At 58.0% G+C, this 18,595-nt stretch carries 18 protein-coding genes and 1 tRNA gene; 14 read left to right on the top strand and 5 right to left on the bottom strand.

What is annotated here, in order from left to right:
* Positions 1 to 45 precede the first annotated feature (45 nt).
* From rpiB to QZ383_RS07765, 14 genes are all read left to right on the top strand, one after another.
* The gene (gene rpiB, locus QZ383_RS07830; protein ID WP_291444451.1) at positions 46 to 489 is read left to right on the top strand and encodes a ribose 5-phosphate isomerase B; all 444 of its coding nucleotides are present in this window, start codon (positions 46 to 48) and stop codon (positions 487 to 489) included.
* Between the two features lie 9 nt (positions 490 to 498).
* Positions 499 to 1,950: a cysteine--tRNA ligase gene (cysS, locus tag QZ383_RS07825; protein ID WP_291444449.1), complete on the top strand. Its 1,452-nt coding sequence runs from the start codon at positions 499 to 501 to the stop codon at positions 1,948 to 1,950.
* A 59-nt stretch (positions 1,951 to 2,009) separates the two neighbouring features.
* Complete coding sequence (locus QZ383_RS07820) at positions 2,010 to 3,419, top strand: M48 family metallopeptidase (protein WP_291444447.1); 1,410 nt, start codon at positions 2,010 to 2,012, stop codon at positions 3,417 to 3,419.
* A gap of 2 nt (positions 3,420 to 3,421) precedes the next feature.
* On the top strand, positions 3,422 to 3,955 hold the full coding sequence (gene hslV, locus QZ383_RS07815; protein WP_291444743.1) for an ATP-dependent protease subunit HslV: 534 nt from the start codon (positions 3,422 to 3,424) through the stop codon (positions 3,953 to 3,955).
* Between the two features lie 30 nt (positions 3,956 to 3,985).
* Positions 3,986 to 4,864, top strand: a complete 879-nt coding sequence (gene ispE / locus QZ383_RS07810; protein WP_291444445.1) for a 4-(cytidine 5'-diphospho)-2-C-methyl-D-erythritol kinase — start codon at positions 3,986 to 3,988, stop codon at positions 4,862 to 4,864.
* 5 nt (positions 4,865 to 4,869) lie between these two features.
* A tRNA-Gln gene (locus tag QZ383_RS07805) sits at positions 4,870 to 4,944 on the top strand.
* 147 nt (positions 4,945 to 5,091) lie between these two features.
* Complete coding sequence (locus QZ383_RS07800) at positions 5,092 to 6,039, top strand: ribose-phosphate pyrophosphokinase (protein ID WP_240824451.1); 948 nt, start codon at positions 5,092 to 5,094, stop codon at positions 6,037 to 6,039.
* A 109-nt stretch (positions 6,040 to 6,148) separates the two neighbouring features.
* Positions 6,149 to 6,739, top strand: a complete 591-nt coding sequence (locus tag QZ383_RS07795) for a 50S ribosomal protein L25/general stress protein Ctc (RefSeq protein ID WP_291444442.1) — start codon at positions 6,149 to 6,151, stop codon at positions 6,737 to 6,739.
* Positions 6,740 to 6,834: 95 nt separating this feature from the next.
* Entirely contained in the window at positions 6,835 to 7,725 is an 891-nt protein-coding gene (locus tag QZ383_RS07790; RefSeq protein ID WP_291444441.1) for an alpha/beta fold hydrolase, read from the top strand.
* Positions 7,725 to 8,321 carry an aminoacyl-tRNA hydrolase gene (gene pth / locus QZ383_RS07785; RefSeq protein ID WP_291444440.1) on the top strand — a complete coding sequence of 199 codons (597 nt, stop codon included), beginning with the start codon at positions 7,725 to 7,727 and terminating at the stop codon, positions 8,319 to 8,321. Before QZ383_RS07790 ends, pth begins: the two co-directional genes overlap by 1 nt.
* Positions 8,322 to 8,628: 307 nt before the next feature.
* Positions 8,629 to 9,144 carry a CarD family transcriptional regulator gene (locus tag QZ383_RS07780; protein ID WP_291444439.1) on the top strand — a complete coding sequence of 172 codons (516 nt, stop codon included), beginning with the start codon at positions 8,629 to 8,631 and terminating at the stop codon, positions 9,142 to 9,144.
* A gap of 183 nt (positions 9,145 to 9,327) precedes the next feature.
* Entirely contained in the window at positions 9,328 to 10,623 is a 1,296-nt protein-coding gene (gene rho, locus QZ383_RS07775) for a transcription termination factor Rho (protein WP_240824456.1), read from the top strand.
* A 160-nt stretch (positions 10,624 to 10,783) separates the two neighbouring features.
* Entirely contained in the window at positions 10,784 to 10,993 is a 210-nt protein-coding gene (locus tag QZ383_RS07770) for a twin-arginine translocase TatA/TatE family subunit (protein WP_022659359.1), read from the top strand.
* 29 nt (positions 10,994 to 11,022) lie between these two features.
* Positions 11,023 to 11,454 carry an ACT domain-containing protein gene (locus tag QZ383_RS07765; RefSeq protein WP_192111910.1) on the top strand — a complete coding sequence of 144 codons (432 nt, stop codon included), beginning with the start codon at positions 11,023 to 11,025 and terminating at the stop codon, positions 11,452 to 11,454.
* Positions 11,455 to 11,651: 197 nt separating this feature from the next.
* Here QZ383_RS07765 and QZ383_RS07760 read toward each other — a convergent pair whose 3' ends face one another.
* The 5 genes from QZ383_RS07760 to QZ383_RS07740 form a co-directional block, all read right to left on the bottom strand.
* A complete protein-coding gene (locus QZ383_RS07760) occupies positions 11,652 to 13,025 on the bottom strand; it encodes a tetratricopeptide repeat protein (protein WP_291444436.1) in 1,374 nt (457 codons plus the stop codon).
* A gap of 12 nt (positions 13,026 to 13,037) precedes the next feature.
* Positions 13,038 to 14,090, bottom strand: coding sequence for a FecR family protein (locus QZ383_RS07755; protein ID WP_291444434.1), 1,053 nt, complete (start codon positions 14,088 to 14,090; stop codon positions 13,038 to 13,040).
* A gap of 27 nt (positions 14,091 to 14,117) precedes the next feature.
* Complete coding sequence (locus QZ383_RS07750; RefSeq protein ID WP_291444432.1) at positions 14,118 to 16,316, bottom strand: adenylate/guanylate cyclase domain-containing protein; 2,199 nt, start codon at positions 16,314 to 16,316, stop codon at positions 14,118 to 14,120.
* Entirely contained in the window at positions 16,313 to 18,367 is a 2,055-nt protein-coding gene (locus tag QZ383_RS07745; protein ID WP_291444431.1) for an HD domain-containing phosphohydrolase, read from the bottom strand. Before QZ383_RS07745 ends, QZ383_RS07750 begins: the two co-directional genes overlap by 4 nt.
* 17 nt (positions 18,368 to 18,384) lie before the next feature.
* On the bottom strand, positions 18,385 to 18,595 hold a 211-nt coding region (locus QZ383_RS07740), incomplete at its 5' end, for a hypothetical protein (protein ID WP_291444430.1).

The following is an 18,595-nucleotide window of genomic DNA, read 5'->3' as shown; positions in this document are numbered from 1 at the left end:
TCCGGCCAGTCCGGGCGCACCGTGCGTACCTTTGCAGGAGTATACATGCAGACCATTCACATTGCCTCAGACCACGCTGGCTATGCGCTGAAAGAACACCTTGTTCAATTTCTTGCCCAGAAGGGCATCAACGTGGTGGACGACGGCACCCACTCCACCGAAAGCTGCGACTACCCCGTGCTGGCGCACAAGCTTTGCGCCGCTGTGGAAAAAGAGCAGGGAACAGGCATTCTCATTTGCGGTACAGGCATAGGCATTTCCATTGCCGCCAACCGCCACTCCGGCATCCGCGCGGCCCTGTGCGCCACAGAGCTTCAGGCGCGCCTGTCGCGCCAGCACAACAACGCCAATGTGCTTTGCCTCGGCGCGCGCATCATCGGCGTGGAGCTGGCTCAGGCCATTGTGGAGGCATTTCTGGGCGCTACCTTTGAAGGCGGCAGGCACCAGCGCCGCATCGACATGATCAATCTTCCCGGTCTGGCCGGGTAAGGGATATACATGCTGCTCTACAATACCCTGGGCCGTAAGAAGGAAGAGTTTGTTCCCGTTCATCCGGGCAAGGCAAACATGTATGTTTGCGGCATAACGGCCTATGATCTTTGCCATATCGGACATGCGCGTTCCGCTCTTGTTTTTGACGTGCTCGTGCGGCAGTTGCGCCATACAGGGCTTGAAGTCCGCTTTGTGCGCAATTTTACGGACGTGGACGACAAGATCATCAACCGCGCCAACAAGGAAGGCCGGGACTGGCGCGAGGTTGCCCAGACCTACATAACTGCCTTCCATGAAGATATGGATCGGCTGGGCGTGCTGCGGGCTGATGAAGAACCCCGCGCCACCGACTTTATCCCGCAGATTCAGGCCATCTGCTCCACGCTTATTGATTCGGGCAAGGCCTACTCCACTCCCTCCGGGGACGTGTATTTTCGTGTGCGCGCTTACGAGCCCTACGGCAAGCTCTCTGGCCGCAGCCTGGACGATCTGCTCTCCGGCGCGCGCGTGGCACCCGGCGAAGAAAAGGAAGACCCCCTGGATTTCGCCTTGTGGAAGGCCGCCAAGCCCGGCGAACCTTTCTGGGAAAGCCCCTGGGGCAAGGGCCGCCCCGGCTGGCATATTGAGTGCTCTGCCATGAGCCAGCCCTACCTGCCGCTGGACATTCACGGCGGCGGACAGGATCTTATTTTCCCGCACCACGAGAACGAGATCGCCCAGTCCGAAGCCGCCTGCGCCTGCTCGCTGGCCCGCTACTGGGTGCATAACGGCTTTGTGCAGGTAAATGCGGAAAAGATGTCCAAATCCCTGGGCAACTTCAAGACCATCCGCGATATTCTTGAAAACTACCTGCCTGAAACCCTACGGTTTTTCCTGCTGGGCAAGCACTACCGCAGCCCCATCGACTTTACAGCCGACAGCATGGACGAAGCGGAAAAGGCCCAGCACCGCGTGTACACAGCCCTGCACGAAGCAGGCAAGGCCCTTGCCCGCGACAAGTGGAAAAAGACGCCCCTGCCGCAGGAAATGGCCGAGGAATGGGGCACGCTGCCCAAGGCTTTTGACGCCGCGCTTGAGGATGACATCAATACGGCGCAGGCCCTTGGGCAGGTTTTTGCCCAGGTGCGCCTTGTGAACCGCCTGCTGGAAGACAAGGCCCTGCGTGCAGCCGAAGCCGGACGCGACCTCCTGCAGGAATTTCTTGCCCGCGCGCAGGAATGGGACAAGCGCCTTGGTCTCTTTGGGCAGGCTCCGCAGGCTTTTCTGGCTGATTTGCGCGGTCAGCGCGCCACACGCGGCAAGATTGACGTGGCCCGAGTGGAAGAGCTGATGCTCGCCCGGCAGGAAGCCCGCGCCAGCAAGGATTTTGCCCGCTCGGATTCGCTACGGCAGGAAATTCTTGATCTGGGCGTCAGCGTACGCGACACCCCCGAAGGTCAGGTTTGGGATCTGGAATAAGCCGCTGCCCGCGTCGGTCTCCGGCGCGGGCGCTTTTACTGCGGCATCATGAGGACGCCATGTTACATCGTGTTGCCCTGCGCCGTGTTATGGCGCTCTTTGTTCTGCTGGCATTTCTGTCAGCCCAGCTTGTGGCCGTACCGGCCCAGGCCTTCTTTTTCGGCGGCGTCACCATCAAGGACGAAAAGGAGATGGGCCACAAGTTTGACGTGATGATCCGCGCAAACATGCCCATTGTGGAAGACCCTGAGGTAAGCCAGTACGTCAACCAGATAGTGGATCGTCTGGTCAAAAAGATTCCGCCGCAGCCCTTCAGCTTCAACGCCGCCGTTATCCTGCACAATTCGCTCAACGCCTTTGCCATTCCCGGCGGCTACGTCTACGTGTTCACCGGCCTCATCATGAACATGGACAAGGAAGAAGAGCTCGCGGGCGTTCTTGCCCACGAACTGGCGCACGTAACCCAGCACCATGTGGCCTCGCGCCTTGAACGCGCGCAGTTTGTGACCCTTGGCTCCCTGCTGCTGGCCATTGCGGGCGTGGCGGTGGGCGGCTCCAGCGGCGGCGCGCTGGCCGTGGGCGCGCTGGGGGCCGGGCAGTCGGCCATGCTCAACTACAGCCGCATGGACGAAACCGAAGCCGACCAGATTGGCCTGCAATACCTTGTGGCTGCGGGCTATCCTCCGCAGGGCATGGTGGGCGGCTTCAAGGTGCTGCGCCAGAAAAGCTGGATGAGCGGCACCAGCGTGCCAACCTACCTTTCTACCCACCCTGCCATCGGCGACCGCATCAACGGGCTTCAGGCCCGCATTGAGGGCATGGGTAAGTCTGTGCAGGGCCGCACGCAGGACAATACCAAATTTATCCGCGTCAAAACGCTCCTCTGGGCGCGCTATGGCGACGCGCAGGCTGCACAGCAGCGTTTTTCGGGCAAGGACGGTCTTTCATGCATGGGGCGTGGCATTGTGCTGGCCCGCACAAACCGGGTTGCCGAGGCCAGCAAGGCCTTTGACGAAGCCCTCGCCGCTTCGCCCAACGACCCTCTGGTGCTGCGCGAGGCTGGCGCATTCCACTACCGCAAGGGTGACATGAGCCGTGCGGATGGCTTGCTGCGTCAGGCCATGCGCCTTGACCCGCGAGACTACATGGCCTCTTTTTTCTATGCCCGCATGCTTGACGAAACGGGCAGGCAGGCGCAGGCCGCGCAGTATTATAAAGATGTGCTGCGCTACGTGCCGGAAGACGCCGAAGTTCACGAGGCCTATGCCCGCTCGCTCGGTAAAACGGGCGACACTGCCGGGGCCTATATCCACATGGCATACAGCGCCCTGTATTCCAACAACAAAAAACAGGCCGAGCGCTACTTTAACCAGGCCAAGGCCTTGTCGGGCAAATCTGCAAATCCGCGTGATTTTCAGAAGCTTGAGGCCGCCTACAAAGAGCGCAAGGAAATATGGGAAAAGAACTGATGATGGATACGCATGCCACAACCATACTGGCAGTAAGAAAGAATGGCCGCGTGGCCATAGCTGGCGATGGTCAGGTGACCCTGGGCCAGAATATGATCATGAAGCACGGCGCGCAGAAGGTGCGGCGTCTGTATGACGGCAAGGTTCTGGCGGGTTTTGCCGGGGCCACAGCCGATGCCTTTACCCTGTTTGAGCTCTTTGAAGCCAAGCTCAAGGAATTGCGCGGCAACATGGTTCGCGCCGCCGTTGAAATGACCAAGGAGTGGCGCAAGGACAAATACCTGCGCAAGCTTGAGGCCATGCTCCTGCTGGCGGACAGCGAACACATTCTCGTTCTGTCGGGCACGGGCGACGTCATTGAACCGGACGACGAAGTTGCAGCCATTGGCAGCGGCGGCCCCTATGCCCTTGCGGCAGCGCGGGCGCTTGCCCGGCACAGCGACATGGATGCGGAGGCCATTGCCCGCGAGGCCATGCGCATTGCCTCGGAAATCTGCGTGTACACCAACGGCAACCTTACGGTTGAAACGCTGTAGCCATCAATCGCCACAGGAGCGGAGAAATCCATGAGCGTAGTTGTTGCCGGGTGCAAGGTTAATCTTGGTTTGCGCATCACGGGAGTGCGGGAAAACGGGTATCATGAGCTGGATTCTCTTTTCTGGCCCCTGCCCCGCCCCTGCGATCGCCTGCACATTCGTGAAACCGGCGCAACCGGTCTGGTTGTGCAGTGTGACACGCCCGGCATCGACCTTGAGAACAACACCCTCACCAAGGCCTACGCCGCCCTCGCCAAGCGTGTACCCGACCTGCCTGGGATTGAAGTGCGCCTGAACAAGGGCATCCCGGCTGGCGCAGGTCTTGGCGGCGGCAGCAGCGATGCGGCGGCCCTGCTGCGCTGGCTCAACAGCAGGATACCCGGCCCGCTTGACGATCAGGCGCTGGCTGAGGTTGCCCTCACGGTTGGCGCGGACACGCCGTTTTTTCTCATCAACAAACCCTGCCGGGTGCGGGGCATTGGCGAGATCATCGAGCCTTGCAGGGATGATGCGCTTGCAGGCATACACCTTGTTCTGGTATGCTCTCAAATTCATGCATCCACCCCCCAGGCATACGCCGATTATGACGCCGCGCTCAAGGCCTCAGACACGGTTTCTGGGCAAAATTGCTTGACAAAGACAGAAAGCAAGGCTAATGGAACTTTTCTCTCCGGGGTGCGGACAGAGTTGAGCATTCACAACGACCTTGAGGACGTTGTATTTTCTCGCCATCCACAGCTTGCAGAAATCAAGGCGAACTTGCTGCGCCTTGGGGCTGGAGCCGTAGCCATGAGTGGCAGCGGCTCAAGCATTGTGGCGCTTTTCGCACACGAATCCCATGTGGAATCGCAGGCGGCTGCCGCCATGCTGCAAGGAGAGAACAGGCGCGTATACGCGCACGTGCTGTGAAATACTGGGATGTAGCCAAGTGGTAAGGCAACGGGTTTTGGCTCCGTCATTCGAAGGTTCGAACCCTTCCATCCCAGCCACACACTGCTGTACCGCGCCTGGGGCGTCTGACCGCGCCTTCCGTCGATTTGTCGGCGGCCTGGCAATAAAGCGCCGCCTTTCTTCCGGCGACGGCAGCAAGGATGTATAACCGTAAGTGCTCTTTGGCGCGCAAGGCAGGGCGGTTCATGTACAGCGATCTTAAGATCGTCACCGGGTCTTCCAATCCGGATTTGGCCAAGGCCATCTGCAACCATCTGGGGTGTCAACTCACGCCCACGCTGGCTACCACGTTCAGCGACGGCGAGTTGCGGATCGAAATAGGCGACAATGTTCGCGGTGATGACGTTTTTGTGGTGCAGCCCACCTGCCCCCCGACCATCAACCGTAATCTGGTGCAGCTCTGCCTTATGCTTGATGCCCTCAAGAGGGCCAGCGCAGGCAGGATTACCGCCGTTATTCCTTACTACGGCTATGCGCGCCAGGATCGCAAGGTCAGCCCCCGTGCGCCCATCAGCGCCAAAATGGTGGCCGATTTTATCAGCGTTGCCGGTGCGGAACGCGTGGTCACCATTGACCTGCACGCGGGACAGATTCAAGGTTACTTTGACTGCCCTGTGGACAACCTGTTTGCCGTACCTGTCATGCTTGAATCGCTGCGGCGGCTGCACGACGACAACATCGTGATCGTGTCGCCCGATGCCGGCGGCGTTGAACGCGCCCGCGCCTATGCCAAAAGGCTCAACGCGCCGCTGGCCATTGTGGACAAGCGCCGCGACAAGCCCAATCAGGCTCAGGCCATGCATGTTATCGGCGATGTGAAAGGCCGTCTTGCCATTGTGGTGGACGACATGATCGACACCGCTGGCACATTGTGCGCCGGTGCGGAAGTGCTGCTCAAAAACGGCGCTACCAAGATTGTGGCCTGCGCCACCCACGCTGTTTTGTCTGGCCCCGCCATTGACCGCATCAACAGCACCGAGGCGCTTTCGCAGGTATTTGTCACAGACACCATCCCCATGGGCGACAAACTTGAACGTTGCCCCAAGCTGGAAGTTGTTTCTGTAGCTGCCCTTCTGGGCAAGACTATCCACAACATCCATACCGGTTCATCGGTGAGCGTGTTGTTTGTGTAACCCGCTTTATGCGGATTGCGTATAGACCCAAGCCTGCCCGCAAGGGCCGGTTCCATAATAACAGAACTTTTTCCGCACGTTTCGGCTGCGGTAAGCCAAGGAGCAGGACATGAATATTGAAAAGACTTTGAGCGTGCAGAAGCGCGAAGGTAGCGGCAAAGGCGCCAGTGGCCGTCTGCGTACCCAGGATCTGATCCCCGGCGTGTTCTACACCGCCAAGGGTGACAACATCTCTGTGCAGGCTCCTGCCCTGCCGCTGGAAAAGATTTTTGCCGAAGCCGGTCGCACCTCGGTGTTCAACCTCGAGATTGACGACAACGGTCAGAAGTCCGTGCATCCTGTGATCATCTGGGACGTGCAGTACCATCCCTACAAGAAAGAATTCAGCCACATCGACTACTACGGCGTGGATCTGGATAAGCCCGTCACCGTTGACGTGCCCGTGGAATTCGTGGGCGTGTCGCGCGGCGTGAAGCTCGGCGGCCAGCTTGAAACCTACCGCGAAATCGTGCGTCTGTGCAGCAAGCCCCTGGACATGCCCAAAAAGATCGTTGTTGATGTGACCCCCATGGACATCAACACCACCATCTGCGTGGGCGACCTGCAGCTGCCCGAAAACGTCAAGGCCGTTTACGACCAGAACTTCGCCATCGTCAGCGTACTTTCCAAGGCCAAGGAAGCCGCTGAAGCCGCCGAATAAGACTGTTTGACGCAAAGCCCGGTCATCGGGCCTTTGTGCGACTGTATTGGCCGGTTCCTTGCGGGACCGGCCTCATTTTATGTACGCATGGCGCCATGAACAAACCAGCCTTTGTCACGCACAAGCTGTCTGCCCATAACCGGGAACTGCGGCTCGAACTCTGGCCCAATCATGGGGCCGGGGTCATGCTGTTTTATCCCGGCACCATGCTGTCGCCCATCCAGTACCGGCCCATGATCGCCGCCTTGCAGCAAGCGGGCTTTGCCGTTGCCGCAGTGCATTTTACCGGGCACGGCCTGAACCGCCACCGCGCTGACTTCAGCTTTGACGACCTGCGGCAAAACTGCCTGGACGCCGAGTTATGGCTGCGTGATGCAGGCCATGTCCACATTGCGGTGTGCGGGCACAGCCAGGGCGGCATACTCGCATTGGCGCACGCTGCGGCATCCCCCGGCCTTACGGCGGCATTTCCCATTACCGGTGTGCTGCCCCAGATGCGCGAAGCTATCTATCTGACACGCTTTGCCGGGCTGGCTGACCGCAGAGCGGATATTGAACGTATTTTCTGTAGACTGGCGCGCTGGCTGCCTTGGCTGCCCTTGCCCTTGCAGGCCTATCTGGATTCCTGGCGAATCATTTCCGGCGCGCGGCGAACTGTGAGCAACCGCCGCAAAACACGGCTGACATACCCCCTGAGTTTTCTGGCCAGCCTGTTCAACACGCGTCTGCCCGAGAGCCTACGGTGCCCCCTGTATTTTTTCAGCGCGCAGAACGATGCGCTGTTTACGCCAGCCATCATTCAGGCCACCTTCGACTGCCTCAAGGCACCGTCCAAAAAGCTGATCTGGCTGCCCGGCGGCGGGCATCTGGCTGCCATGAATCCCCCGCTGTGCCGCTTTATGGCCCGCACCGCAGCATCTGTCTGCGCGGGGCTGGGCCTGCCCCTGCACTTGAGCGCATATAAATCGCCTCTGGAGGCGTACTGATGGACTATAAAGGCGTTATCGTAGGTCTGGGCAATCCCGGCGCCAAATACGACCATACACGTCATAACTGCGGCTTTGATTTTGTGAGCTATCTTGTGGACGTTGCCGCCAGAGACGGCGAAGCGAGCCAGCAGAGCGGCGGCAAATTTTCATGCGAATTGTGGCGCTTGCGCCTGCCAAAGCTTGGGGGCTTGTGGCTTGCGGCCAAACCGCAGACATTCATGAACCTGAGCGGTCAGTGCGTGCAGCCGCTGCTCGCCTGGCACAAGCTCAAACCGCATGATCTTGTTGTTGTGCATGACGAGCTGGACATCCCCGCCGGGGAGCTTCGCTTCAAGCTTGGCGGGGGTAATGCCGGGCACAATGGTCTGAAATCCATCACAGAACTTTTGGGAACGCCAGATTTTTACCGCCTGCGCATGGGCATTGGCCGCCCGCCGCACAAGGGTGACGTGACAAACTGGGTGCTGGGGCGACCTGAAGGCGAAGATGCAAAAAACATTGAAAATTCGATGGAACTTGCCGCCGATACATTGTTCGCCTTTGCCGATAAAGGGCTCGACAGCGCTGTTCGTGCTGCGCGAAAGGCCTCCTGAGCAGTTCCGTGCAGTGCTACCTTTTGATAATGGCTTTCTGTAACCGCCGGTTTTGCAATCAATTTGCATCGGGCCAATGCTGTAAACCCGTTGCAACAGTGCCTGCGCACTGCCTTGCTGGCCCGGTCAAATGCCCATTGCCTCAAATATGAGCAAAATACTTTTTCAACTGGACTCCTGCTCATTCTTGGACTAGGATATTTGAAGAGTCGGTTTCCGACCCTTCAATACTTCATTTAATTCGCGACTTCCAGCTCTCGCTCCAGGTCTCGTTTATTTGCGCCTTTTGGGGCGTTTTGGTGGCATCATGTTCACTCCGGACGATCTCGTTGTATATCCTGCCCAAGGTGTGGGCCAAATAGAACGCATAGACAGCAAAACCGTTGGGGGGCTTGTCTGTGAGCTCTATATTGTGCGCATTCGGGCAAACAACGTCACGCTGATGGTTCCGGTGAACAATGCCGCCCATGTGGGTCTGCGCACCCTCACGCCCAAGGATGAAGCCTCCACGATTCTTGAATCGCTCCGCAATGATTCAGGCAAGGTTGTGTACACGGGCCAGAACTGGAACCGCCGCTTCCGCGAATACTCCGAGCGGCTCAAAAGCCCCAGCCTTGCCATTGTAGCCGAAGTGCTGCGCGAGCTGCTGCTTATTGGCCGCAGCAAGGAACTTTCTTTTGGCGAAAGGCGGCTTCAGGAGCAGGCCATGGGCCTTGTGACCGGCGAATTGTCAGAAGTTCTGGAAATCGCAGAAGACAAGGTGCGCGACGAACTGCTTGAAATCTACGCGCCCCCGCCAGCTCCCGAAGAACCCGCCAGCTAGCCCGCTCACCCCCTGACAGAATTTTTTGTGAACAGCGACGTATTTTTTCCTTGCCATTACAGAAAAGATGGGCTAATCGCATTTTCACACATCTTTTTTGTTCCCAATATCATCCGCCTACCACGCTACAATATGCAAATATTGTAAGCGTTACCCTGTGTCTTATCAAAATATCGGACTGTTATGCGCAAAAAGAAAGCTACTTCCACACTGTTGACCGACAGCGCCTTGAGCCTCACGGATCTGAAGACGCGTAGCATGCAGGAACTCATGGAGCTGGCTGAGCAGTATGAAATTGAAAATGCCAGTTCCATGCGTAAGCAGGAACTCATTTTCGCTCTGCTTTCCACCTGTGCTTCACAAAACGGCGCCATTTACGGTGATGGCGTGCTTGAAATTCTGCCCGATGGCTTTGGCTTTTTGCGGTCGCCGCTGTGCAGCTATATGCCCGGCCCGGACGACATCTACGTGTCGCCCTCGCAGATCAGGCGGTTTTCCTTACGCAAGGGCGATATAGTTTCCGGTCAGATCCGCCCCCCCAAGGAGGGCGAACGCTACTTTGCCCTGCTCAAGGTCACCGAGATCGGCTTTGAACCGCCGGAACACGCTAAAAATCTTGTTCTGTTCGACAACCTCACGCCAATCTATCCTGACCGCCAGCTCGTCATGGAAAATGGCGAGAAAAATCTTTCCAACCGCGTAATCGACATCATGGCCCCCATTGGCTGCGGGCAGCGCGGCCTCATCGTGGCCCCTCCGCGCACGGGTAAAACAATCCTGCTCCAGGCGCTGGCCAATGCCATTAATGCCAACAACCCCGATGTGTACCTCATTGTGCTTTTGATTGACGAGCGCCCGGAAGAAGTCACCGACATGGAGCGCACAGTCAAAAAGGCCGAGGTTATCAGCTCCACCTTTGACGAACCGCCGCAGCGCCACGTGCAGGTGTGCGAAATGGTGCTTGAAAAAGCCAAGCGCCTTGTGGAACGCAAGCGCGACGTTGTCATCCTGCTCGACTCCATCACCCGCCTGGGGCGCGCGTATAACGCTGTTACCCCTTCTTCCGGCCGGGTGCTCTCCGGTGGTCTTGACGCCAACGCCCTGCAACGGCCCAAACGCTTTTTTGGCGCGGCCCGCAATATTGAAGAAGGCGGCAGCCTCACCATCATCGCTACGGCGCTTATCGACACGGGTTCCCGCATGGATGAAGTTATCTTTGAAGAGTTCAAAGGTACCGGCAACATGGAAATCTACCTCGACCGCCACCTTTCGGAAAAACGCGTCTTCCCCGCCATCGACATCAACCGCACGGGCACCCGCAAGGAAGACCTGCTGCTGGCCGACGATGTGCTCAACCGCGTGTGGATTCTGCGCAAGATTCTTGCGCCCATGTCTTCCATCGACAGTATGGAATTTTTGCTGGACAAAATGCGCGCGACCAAATCCAACAAGGATTTCATGAACGCCATGGGCAAGTAAGCCCCCGGCAGCCAACCAAGGCAAATTGCCGCTCTGCGACGCGAGGCTGGAGCCGTCAACCTGGTCGGCTCCAGGTTTCACCTTGACCTTGGGTTTAGCAAGGCTTATCTTTTTGGGTGTAATTTGCATTGTTGCCCAACTCTCAACGGAGGCTCCCCGCATGTTCGGCGTAAGCATGCCTGAATTATTGCTCTTACTTGTTGTGGTTCTGCTTGTTTTCGGGTCGAACAAACTGCCGGAAATCGGCGGTGGGCTGGGTCGGGCAATCCGCAACTTTCGCCGCTCCTCGACCGAGCCGGATGAAATTGACATAACCCCCAAGGATAAAAAGCAGCCCACGTCTACTGACGATCCCAATCACAAGGCATAGAACCGCCCGTTGAAACACAAGGATTTGTCATGAAAACGGAACAGCTTTCAGTTTTTCTGGAAAACCGGGCCGGGCGTCTGGCCGAGGTTACGCATACACTGGCAGAGGCTGGCATTAACATTCGCGCGCTCTCGCTGGCCGATACTTCTGATTTCGGCATTCTGCGCATGATTGTATGCGATCATGATAAAGCCAAGGTTGTTTTGAAGGAAAAGGGGTTTACCCTTGGCCGCACCAGCGTTGTGGCCGTGGAAGTTCCCGATGTCCCCGGCGGCCTTGATTCCGTGCTTCAGACGGTTTCCAAGAACGGCATCAACGTGGAATACATGTACGCCTTCGTGCAGCGCGAAGCCGAAAGCGCCGTCATGATCTTCCGCTTTGACAAGGTCGATCAGGCCATTGAAGTGCTCAAGGCCCACAACTTTGTCATTATCCCGGCTGAGCGCCTATGCGCCCGCTAGGGCGTTGCAGCAAGCCTCAGGATTTTAAAACTAAAAGAGCCGCAGTTACTGCGGCTCTTTTTTTGTCCCTGGTGCCCTCGCAGATTTTATGCAAAAGGGCTTGTGATATACCCACAAGCCCTTTTTTGTCGTGCATGAAGCTTACTTGGAACTGACGACACGATGGCTCTTTTGTCTCAACAGCACAATGACGGTTCCTAGAACGACCAGGCAACCCCCAGTGAAACAAGGGACTGGTCGTATCTGTACAGCGGGCTTTCTGAGTTGTTGTGTGTATACTGGTACGAAGTTTCAACAGACCAGGCATCGGTAATATGCCACGTAAGGGCCGCGCCGGTGCGCCATTTCTGGTCAAGCCTGTTGGACGTTTCAAGGGCCGTTGCCGGGCCGTTGTACCAGTCGTTTTCAAAGGAAACAAAGGGGGCGAACTCAAAGCCCTTGGGTAGTTTGAGTGAAAGCCGGGCGCTGGCTTCCCATCCAGTGTAGCAGTAATCGGCCTTCTCCGGCGTATTGCCGCCCACGTAACTCAGACCAACCATAATTTCATGGTTGCTCTCGCCAAAAAAACGCCGAACATACTGGCCCAGTGTCCAGTACGCGCCGTTGCGGTCGCCGTCCCGCGAGTATGCCCGCGAATCCAGGGTACCGCGCGTAATGAGATGCCATGAGGGCGTGACCGCCCAAAGCCAGGTCGCTTCCGGGCCGGATGCCGTGACATTCTGGTACCACTGATAATCAAAAACTTCGCTCTTAAGGCGCAGATCAAACATGGTTGAGGGCGCGAGGTGGCGAAGGCCCACCGCCGCCCTGCCCCATTCAGAAGTGCGGCTGTGTACATCATCAAGCGATGAATCTCCATTACCGCGCGCCATGCCCTGCGCATCACCCACGATCCACCATGGCGTGTCCCGCTCGGACTTCCAGCCCACATCAAGGTTTGCCCCAAGATACGCGCCAAATGTGCTTTTGGCTTCCGCATCCGGCAGGGTTACGCGCCAAACCCCCATGTCCATGGTGGTACTTGAGGGGCCAAATGTAGCGTTGGAGTCGTACAGCAGACCAGTGTGGAGTTTGCCGTGCACCTGCCAGTGATCGTAGCGCTTTTCAAGCGAATCAAGCAGTCGGTCATTATCAGCCTTGTTGATGTTGGGATTCAGCGACCGCATGGTTGCCATGGCTTGCTCCGCGCTTACACGGTCTTCAAGCGCCATGTAGGCCTGTGCCAGCTCGCTGTAGAGCACCGGTTCCGACGGATACTTTTCCGTGAGGCGCTCATAGGCCATTACGGCCTGATTGTACCGCCCGCTGCGCATGGAGCTGCGCGCCAGATTAAGGTTGATTTCATCATCGTCCGGTGCTTCACGCAGCAGGCGCATGTACATGTCGTATGCGGAAGCATATTTGCCCTGTTGCATGAGAGCAGCAGCATCCGCCTTTGCGGATCCCACCGCAGTGCGCAGAGCGGGTGAATCATCTGCGGCGATGGCGGTACTGACCAGCAAAAGCATGCACAGGGGCACCAGCGCGAACCTACAGCAGAGCTGCAACAGGCGGAATGGATTACATATCATTGATTGCTCCACCTATCGTTGCTTGCCGGAAAACGAGCCAGATTCTTGAACACCGTCGGAATTGCGGATAGCGTACCCACCCGAAACAGATAATCCGGATGTATTTCGCGATGCTGACCCACTCATACTTCCCGTAATAGAACCGTCAGCAAACCCCGATACATTAAGGCTTGAACCGCTAATACTGCCGCTTCCTCCTGTGAGAGGGTTAGGAGTAACGTCCGAATTACCAGACCGCATGACCCCGTTGCTCACATTGCCGTTTGTCAGATTAACCAGGAAACTGAACGATCCTGTGTACCCATCACTTGTCAGCGAACCCGACACATTGGCGTTGCCCGTTTGCCGGAATCCCTCGCCCAGCGCCTGCGCAACAATGGGCGTCTGCGCCAGGGTCGTTGGCGTAATTGGGTTCCCCATTACGGGGGAAGGCGGCGCCAGCTGCGCGGTTCCGCCAGAGGCGGGTCTGTTGGCTGCCACGCTTTCAGATATCAGGTTGTGGTCTGCTGGCGTCATGGGGGTAACCGTACCCTGCGGCAAGGTGATCTTGAAACCGGACGGCACCCGCACACCGTTAACAAAAACCTCTTTGGAGGTATTGGCTACACACACGGTTGTGCCGGCGATATCCACTTTAACGGAAAGCATGGTGCCGCGAATGCCAACGGTAGCATCCGGCGTGACCACAGAAAACCCGTCAGGATTTTTTTCCACAATCTTGCCCGTGATAAACCGGGCTATGCCCTGCCCCATTCTGGCCTTGAAGGCAGGATTCGCGCCTTCAGCGACCACAGTTTCAAGGCTCATGGACGTGTTGGAACCAAGCGACACTGTAGTGTCGTCGTCAAAAAGAATCTGCGCCCGACCCGTGGCGTCTGTCGTCAGCGTATCCCGATCCCCAACCGGGCTTTTCATGTCCAGCGGCACGGCCTGTCCATCCCTTTGGGCAGTAACGCCAGCCTTGAAGGAAATAACCTGTCCCACATCCTTGGCCGTGCATACACCCCCAGCCAGCAACGTCAGGCACAGGGCCAAAGCCCCGCGCCCCAGCAATGAACGAATCATGGTTCCCCCCACAGCAACAGGATGTTTCTACTTGCCTTCCATTGTCCAGATGCCGTCCCACTGGGCAGGTGGATTCTGCGCAAGCATGAGCGAGCGCTCATGATACAGACCAAACAGGCGCACGGCTGGATACCTTTTTGCCAGCGCGGCAAAACCAGCCGCTGCCTTGGCAAAATCCCCCTTTCCATACAGCGCGCGCGCCGCGCTCCATTGCGGCATAGCCGCCTGAAAAATTGCATCCGTACCCGGCCTCATGGGCCAGTAGATGCTGACGGGCTTCGTCTTGCCCTTCACGCGCAGCACGTCAAGATGAACAAAGGCAAAGGCATCCCCGCAGCCTTCCCTGGTATCTCCGCTCACCACCACGGGCGCGCCATAACGTTTGCACAGCCCCTCAAGGCGCGAGGCCAGATTTACGTTGTCGCCTATGAGGGTGTAGTTGATGAGGTCGTCTGACCCCATGTTGCCCACGTAGGCCTGCCCGGTGTGAATGCCCGCGCCCATCGCAAGCCGTATGCCAAAGCTCGCCTCAATTTCGCCGTTCAGCGCCTCAAGCTGCTCTTGCATGCTCAGTGCGGCGTCCACCGCCAGCGTGGGATGGCCCGGCACATCAAGGGGCGCGTTCCAGAAGGCCATGAGCGCATCACCGATGAACTTGTCCAGCGTTCCCTGCCGACTACGCACAATGGCCGTCATGGGCGTAAAATAGCGATTCAGCAGCTGCACCACATCCTGAGGCGAAAGCGATTCAGAAAGGCTCGTAAAACCCCGAATATCCGTGAACAGGATAGAAAGCTCGCGGTTTTCGCCAGCCAGCAGATCGCCCTGCCGCTTGCTGATCCGCTTGACCACCTCCGGCGACACATAGCGCGAAAACGCCCGGCGCAGAACGATTTTCTGCTTTTCCTCCTGCCAGAAGCGCACACTCAGCAGCAAACCGCCGCACAGCAGGGTGGTGAGCAGACCATAGAGGGGCGAGAGAAAGAGGCCCCCCATAAACAGCTGGCGTGAAGCCACGACCGTAGCGCCCATCAGCGCCAAGGAGGACGGCACATATACGCGCGGCCCGGCAAAGCCAAAGGCAAGCGTTGCCGCGCAGGTCACAAAGGCGATTATCAAGGCCTGCGCCCCCGGCCCCCAGGATGGCAACTGCACAAAATTGCCGCTGATCATGGCGTCTATGGCCGCCGCATGCACCTCCACCCCCGGCATCACCCTGTCAAAGGGCGTTGCGCGGATGTCGGCCAGACCGGGTGCGGAAGTGCCCACAAAGGCGATACAACCGTCAATATCATCCCGCTTTGCACTGCCATCCAGCACCTTGGCCGCGCTGATATACCGATAGGTATGCCGCCCCCCCTGAAAGGGAACCAGCATATAGCCCTCGCGCGAAACCGGAATCTTGAACTCCCCCGCCGCCACGCTGAAAAGCCCGTCCGGCCCGGTATACAGCCGCAGGGCATCTGTCCCCAGCGCGCGCATGAGGGCCTGCAAAGCCAGCGAGGGGTAAACGGCATCGCCAAGCCTGAGGAGCAGCGGAACCTGCCGCACGAGACCATCCGCATCGGGCGATACATTCACAAAACCCACGGGGGCCTCTGCAAACAGCTGCGGCAAGGGCAAAACAGCGCCTGCCGCTGAAGGCAAATAGGCATCGAATGGGGGGGCATCCTTGCCGCCGCGCGCTATCATGGCCGGAGGCTGGGGCATGGGGCCGGAATACGCCTCGCCCGCATAGCGGGCAAACGCGCCCAACACCACGGGCGCAGCGCGCACGGAGGCAGCAAGCAAGGTATCAAAATCCGCCAAAAACGAGGGCAGGCCCACAATTTCCAGCGTCACGCCCCTGTCTCGATAAAGCCCCGCGCGCATGCGCGTTGGCGAGGTTCTGTCCGGCTCTGCAAACATGATGTCCAGCCCGATGGAGGCAACGCCGTTTCGCGCCAGTCTGTCCACAAGGTCTGCCACCAGATACCGGGGCCAAGGCCACTGCCCGTACCGGGCCAGAGCTTCCTCGTCTATATCGACAACAAGAGGTACAGGAGAAGGCTCGCTTTGCCGCCGCAGGGGCAGCAGCGCATCGTAAATTCTCAGATCAAGGCGTTGCAGCGCCGCAGGCTGCACCACATACAGCGCCAGCATGGCAAGGCCGCCGCACAGCCCCACAAGGGCGGTGAAAAGCCACGGCTGCCGCAGCAGCCGTTTCAAGGCAACGGCAATGTTCATGAAGCAGTATCGCGGTTTGTCTGTTCCGGCTCCGCATCAGGAAAGCGCTCATAAATTTTGGCGACAACGTCCATGATTTCTTCAAGGCATTCCACAAGCTGGGGGTCAAAATGGCTGCCAGCCTCCTCACGCAGGAGGGCAAGAGCCTTTTCATGCGGCCATGCGGCCTTGTACGAACGGGGAGAAACCAGCGCGTCAAACACATCGGCAATGGCGGTTATACGTGCCGCAAGGGGGATATCCTCCCCTTCCAGCCTGCCTGCGTCGCTCGGGCCTGCATAGCCCTTGCCGTTCCATTTCTGGTGGTGATGGTGGGCTATCTCGCGGGCAAAGGTCATGAATCCGCCACTCTGGGCCTCTGCCTCCAGAATGCCCGCGCCGATAACCGTATGCGACCGCATGACGGCCATTTCTTCATCAGAGAGCTTGCCCGGCTTTTTCAGCAGCAGATCGCTCACGCCCACCTTGCCTATGTCGTGCAGCATGGCGGCAAGGCGTATCTGGCTTTTGACGTGCAGGGTCACGTCCGGGTCAAGGCACAGGCGGTTGGCCCGTACCTGATACATTTCTGCGGCAATGGCGCCCACGCGCTCGGCATGGGGGCCAGTTTCAAGCGGGTCATGCACGGATGCCAGCCGCACAAGCCGGTTAATGCTTGCCCGCACCTGATGGCTGCGTTCAAGGATATTGGCAATTTCGCGGGCCAGCACCCGTATATGCCGCTCCATATCGTGAGTGAACTTGCGGGGCTTGCCCGTGCGCGGATCAAGGCTGTTGATGAGCTGCATCACGCCCGAGATGCGCCCCGCGTGGTCGTGAAAAGGCACAACAAGCATGGATTCCGTGTGGTATCCCGTTGCCTTGTCAAAATCCTCGCGGAACGAAAACGGCAAATCCTTCGGTAAGGCGCGCACATCCACAATATTGAGCATTTCGCCCGTGCAGGCAGCATAGCCCGCAATTGAATGAGGATTGATGGGCAGGCGCGCCGAGGAATAGGCGAACTTTGAGGCTGTGTTTACAGAAAATAGACTGTCATTGTGCGTGTAGGCAAAGAGCAGGTCTTCCCCATCAACAAGAAAAATGGTTCCGGCATCTGCCCGCGTGATCTCTCGGGATTTGGCAAGTATGCGGTCGAGCAGCGTGTTTTCGTCCTGATACTTCGAAAGGTCATCCAGAAACCTGTCGAGCCAGTCGCTGAACTGAACCAGACCACATTCTCCGCAGGCCTGCTGCCTGGGCATGGGCAGGCTGAACCGCATGCCCTCACGCGCAAAGCACAGACGTTGCCCGCTTGCATGGCAACTTTGCAGAGCCTCACGCTGTAGCGCGTCTATCTGCGCGTCTGTCATGTCCGGCGCATGATGTGAAAGCACTATGCAGCCCGTTCCGGCGGCATGGCCCAGATCACGCCAGTCTTCCCAACGGGAATGCCCCCAGCCTTCAATATAGCTGGCCTGGCTGTACATGCTGTCCACAACGGCCAGATCCGCGCCCTCAAGCAATTCGCGCGCGGCCTGCTGCACCTCTGGGGCGTGGGTGATTTCATAATCGCCGGAGTACACAAAAACGGCATTGTCGGCGCAAACCCTGTAGGCAAGCGCGCCGCCGGGATGATTGGCCGCTATGGCCGCAACCGCGACCCCATCGGCGGGATGCACCTCGTCACCGGGTTCAAGGCTGTGCCGCACAACGTTTCCGGCAAAGTCGCTGAACGGTATGGGGAACATGCCGTGGGCAAAGTGATTGTCCAGCACGTCCTCAAGCCAGGCGGGAATATAGATGTGGGTTGTCCAGCGGGGGGAATGCAGGGGCGGAAAGAACCCCAGCCCCTGGATGTGGTCTGTGTGCCCGTGCGAAATAAAAAGATGGCAGGTGCCGCTTTCAGGCAGGCTTTCGCCAGCTTGCCGCAAACCGGTGCCAGCATCAAAAAAGACAAGCGCCCCGTTGTCGGAGCGCAGTTCAACGCATGAGGTGTTGCCACCGTAAAATGACATGGCCGGAGCTGGCACGGCAATGCTGCCGCGCACGCCTCTGAGCACTACTTCCATGCGATCCTCCTAGTGGATCAATACGGTGTTTTTATAGCGCTAACCCTATGTCTTTTGTGATTTTTTTCAAGCGGCAAAAACTGGCATATCTGATATTCGGTAATACTATCAACTATAAATAGAGCAGGTTGGAAAAATGTTTCTGAAAAAAACTTTTTTTGCTTATGAAAGACAATAAATATCCCCCGGCTTAGCCGGGGGTTTTTCATATGCGCCTGTAAGGCTCTC

Source organism: Desulfovibrio sp., assembly GCF_019422935.1.
Taxonomy (GTDB): Bacteria; Desulfobacterota; Desulfovibrionia; order Desulfovibrionales; family Desulfovibrionaceae; genus Desulfovibrio.
This window is presented reverse-complemented; position numbering and strand designations above follow the sequence as displayed.

Excerpts from the sequence above, each read along its gene's own strand:
- QZ383_RS07765 (WP_192111910.1), top strand. The coding sequence starts at position 11,023 with ATGAAAACGGAACAGCTTTCAGTTTTTCTGGAAAACCGGGCCGGGCGT.
- pth (WP_291444440.1), top strand. The coding sequence starts at position 7,725 with ATGGACTATAAAGGCGTTATCGTAGGTCTGGGCAATCCCGGCGCCAAA.
- rho (WP_240824456.1), top strand. The coding sequence starts at position 9,328 with ATGCGCAAAAAGAAAGCTACTTCCACACTGTTGACCGACAGCGCCTTG.
- QZ383_RS07760 (WP_291444436.1), bottom strand. The coding sequence starts at position 13,025 with ATGATATGTAATCCATTCCGCCTGTTGCAGCTCTGCTGTAGGTTCGCG.
- cysS (WP_291444449.1), top strand. The coding sequence starts at position 499 with ATGCTGCTCTACAATACCCTGGGCCGTAAGAAGGAAGAGTTTGTTCCC.
- hslV (WP_291444743.1), top strand. The coding sequence starts at position 3,422 with ATGGATACGCATGCCACAACCATACTGGCAGTAAGAAAGAATGGCCGC.
- ispE (WP_291444445.1), top strand. The coding sequence starts at position 3,986 with ATGAGCGTAGTTGTTGCCGGGTGCAAGGTTAATCTTGGTTTGCGCATC.
- QZ383_RS07755 (WP_291444434.1), bottom strand. The coding sequence starts at position 14,090 with ATGATTCGTTCATTGCTGGGGCGCGGGGCTTTGGCCCTGTGCCTGACG.
- QZ383_RS07750 (WP_291444432.1), bottom strand. The coding sequence starts at position 16,316 with ATGAACATTGCCGTTGCCTTGAAACGGCTGCTGCGGCAGCCGTGGCTT.
- QZ383_RS07790 (WP_291444441.1), top strand. The coding sequence starts at position 6,835 with ATGAACAAACCAGCCTTTGTCACGCACAAGCTGTCTGCCCATAACCGG.
- QZ383_RS07795 (WP_291444442.1), top strand. The coding sequence starts at position 6,149 with ATGAATATTGAAAAGACTTTGAGCGTGCAGAAGCGCGAAGGTAGCGGC.
- QZ383_RS07745 (WP_291444431.1), bottom strand. The coding sequence starts at position 18,367 with ATGGAAGTAGTGCTCAGAGGCGTGCGCGGCAGCATTGCCGTGCCAGCT.
- QZ383_RS07770 (WP_022659359.1), top strand. The coding sequence starts at position 10,784 with ATGTTCGGCGTAAGCATGCCTGAATTATTGCTCTTACTTGTTGTGGTT.
- QZ383_RS07820 (WP_291444447.1), top strand. The coding sequence starts at position 2,010 with ATGTTACATCGTGTTGCCCTGCGCCGTGTTATGGCGCTCTTTGTTCTG.
- QZ383_RS07780 (WP_291444439.1), top strand. The coding sequence starts at position 8,629 with ATGTTCACTCCGGACGATCTCGTTGTATATCCTGCCCAAGGTGTGGGC.
- QZ383_RS07800 (WP_240824451.1), top strand. The coding sequence starts at position 5,092 with ATGTACAGCGATCTTAAGATCGTCACCGGGTCTTCCAATCCGGATTTG.
- rpiB (WP_291444451.1), top strand. The coding sequence starts at position 46 with ATGCAGACCATTCACATTGCCTCAGACCACGCTGGCTATGCGCTGAAA.